Raw genomic sequence first — 2,400 nt, forward strand, 5'->3', positions numbered from 1 at the left:
ATCCACGCCGCGGCCCAGCCGGCCGGCTCGCCCGGCCGGAACGCGGCGTCGTCGGACGCGCGGAGCAGCAACAGCCCCAGCGCGTGCTTGCACGGGAACTTCCGGCTCGGGCAACTGCAGGAGTAGGCCGGACCGGTGGTGTCGACGACCGTCCGGTACGGCGTGCTCCCGCTCCCCTTGCACAGCCCCCACACCACGCCGCCCGTGGCATCGCGGCCCGTGCCGGTCCACGGTCCGGCCGCGCCGAGTCGCGTACCCGCCTTGCGTGACGCATCGTCAGGGGCCAGTGCCAGCACCTGTTCCACCGACCAGCGCACCACCGGTCCGCCGGTGTGCGAGGGGCCTCCCCCGTGAGATAGCAGCATGTCCCCGACGGTAGGGGGCGCCACTGACAATCCCTCCGACCTGCGAAGCAGCGTCCCCGAGGGGGATTTGACTCCGCCGTCCCTTTGCGCTTCTCTGCGGTCTCCGCGTACGGAACAGATCCGGGCGGACCGATCCAGGGGGATCCCAGATGTACCGCACCATCCGCACCACGCGTACGGCCAGAATCGCCCGTCCCGTACGAGCCGCCGCCTGCGCTCTCGCTGTCACCGGCCTCGTGCTCGGACTCGGCGCCTGTTCGGCAGAGTCGGTGGACGAAGCGGTCGGCAAGGCGGTCGACAAGACCGTGGACGAGACGTACGAGGTCACGTACGAGGTCACCGGCACGAGCGTCGACGAGATCACGTACCACGGGGGCGGTGGTGAGGCCATGGAACCCGAGCTGGAGACCGTCACCACGCCGACCCTGCCGTGGAAGAAGACCGTCGAGCTGCGCGGCATCATGCCGCCCGCCGTCATGCCGATGGCCCTGGACGCGGGCGGCGCCGACGTCACCTGCACCATCACCTACAAGGGCAAGGTCATCAAGGAGGCGAAGGGGGAGGGCATGCTCACGGCGGGCGGCTGCGTCGCCGTGTCACCGATCGTGGGCTGACGGGCTGACGGGCTGACGGGCTGACGGGCTGACGGGCTGACGGGCTGTCCCGGCCGGCCCTGCTCGCCGGCGAAACGGGTCCTGACCTGCGGTCAGGGCCGTTGTCAGTGGCATGGTGCACGGTGGTACCACATCAGGTCGACCGATCTGGAGGGGGATCCATGACCGTGCCCGAAACCACCGCGGCCGTCGAGCCGGAGGCGGCCGCCGAGGCGCTCCGTCCGCACGCCGAGGACGCGTTCGCCGACGAGCTGAAAGCGCTCGCGGCCGCCGACGACCGGCCGAGGCCCGCCCGTTGGCGGCTCTCGCCCTGGGCCGTCGCCACCTATCTGCAGGGCGGGACCCTGCCGGACGGGACGGTGATCACGCCGAAGTACGTGGGCCCGCGCCGCCTGGTCGAGGTGGCCGTGACCACGCTCGCCACGGACCGGGCGCTGCTCCTGCTCGGCGTCCCCGGTACGGCTAAGACCTGGGTGTCCGAGCACCTCGCCGCCGCCGTCAGCGGTGACTCGACGCTGCTCGTGCAGGGCACCGCGGGGACGCCCGAGGAAGCCGTCCGCTACGGGTGGAACTACGCTCAGCTGCTCGCCCACGGGCCCAGCCGCGACGCCCTGGTGCCCAGTCCGCTGATGCGGGCCATGTCAGAGGGCATGACCGCCCGGGTCGAGGAGCTGACCCGCATCCCCGCGGACGTGCAGGACTCGCTCATCACGATCCTGTCCGAGAAGACGCTCCCCGTTCCCGAGCTGGGACAGGAGGTCCAGGCCGTCCGCGGGTTCAACCTCATCGCCACGGCCAACGACCGGGACCGCGGCGTCAACGAGCTGTCCAGCGCGCTGCGCCGCCGGTTCAACACCGTCGTGCTTCCCCTGCCCGCCACCCCGGACGCCGAGGTCGACATCGTGTCCCGGCGCGTCGACCAGATCGGCCGTTCGCTCGACCTGCCCGCGGCACCGGAGGGACTGACCGAGATCCGGCGTGTGGTGACGGTCTTCCGCGAGCTGCGCGACGGGGTGACCACCGACGGGCGCACCAAGCTCAAGTCCCCCTCCGGCACGCTCTCCACCGCAGAGGCGATCTCCGTCGTCACCAACGGCCTCGCCCTCGCTGCCCACTTCGGCGACGGCGTCCTGCGCCCCGGCGACGTCGCGGCCGGCATCCTCGGCGCGGTCGTCCGGGACCCGGCGGCGGACCGGGTGGTCTGGCAGGAGTATCTGGAGACCGTGGTCCGCGAGCGGGACGGCTGGAAGGACTTCTACCGCGCCTGCCGCGAGGTATCCGCATGACGAGCCCCGCCGGGACGGCCGCGACGACCGGAGCGGCTGGGCCAGGACCCTGTGCGGCTGCCGGGCCCTGGCTCCTGGGGGTGCGGCATCACGGCCCCGGGTCGGCCCGCGCGGTCCTCGCCGCGCTCGCGGCGG

3 protein-coding genes are annotated in these 2,400 nt (G+C 72.5%); 2 read left to right on the forward strand and 1 reads right to left on the reverse strand.

Going from position 1 to position 2,400, the window contains the following annotated elements; translation table 11 throughout:
- The coding region (locus B9S58_RS02970) for an SWIM zinc finger family protein (protein WP_146063453.1) at nucleotides 1–365 on the reverse strand (365 nt) is incomplete at its 3' end.
- Nucleotides 366–514: 149 nt separating this feature from the next.
- Here B9S58_RS02970 and B9S58_RS02975 point away from each other — a divergent pair.
- Both B9S58_RS02975 and B9S58_RS02980 read left to right on the forward strand, forming a co-directional pair.
- Nucleotides 515–979: a hypothetical protein gene (locus B9S58_RS02975; protein WP_103530587.1), complete on the forward strand. Its 465-nt coding sequence runs from the start codon at nucleotides 515–517 to the stop codon at nucleotides 977–979.
- Between the two features lie 161 nt (nucleotides 980–1,140).
- The gene (locus B9S58_RS02980) at nucleotides 1,141–2,265 is read left to right on the forward strand and encodes an AAA family ATPase (RefSeq protein WP_103530588.1); all 1,125 of its coding nucleotides are present in this window, start codon (nucleotides 1,141–1,143) and stop codon (nucleotides 2,263–2,265) included.
- Nucleotides 2,266–2,400: the final 135 nt, after the last annotated feature.

Origin of the sequence: Streptomyces sp. SM11 (genome assembly GCF_002910905.1) — a bacterium.
Lineage (GTDB): Bacteria > Actinomycetota > Actinomycetes > Streptomycetales > Streptomycetaceae > Streptomyces.

Excerpts from the sequence above, each read along its gene's own strand:
- B9S58_RS02975 (WP_103530587.1), top strand. The coding sequence starts at position 515 with ATGTACCGCACCATCCGCACCACGCGTACGGCCAGAATCGCCCGTCCC.
- B9S58_RS02980 (WP_103530588.1), top strand. The coding sequence starts at position 1,141 with ATGACCGTGCCCGAAACCACCGCGGCCGTCGAGCCGGAGGCGGCCGCC.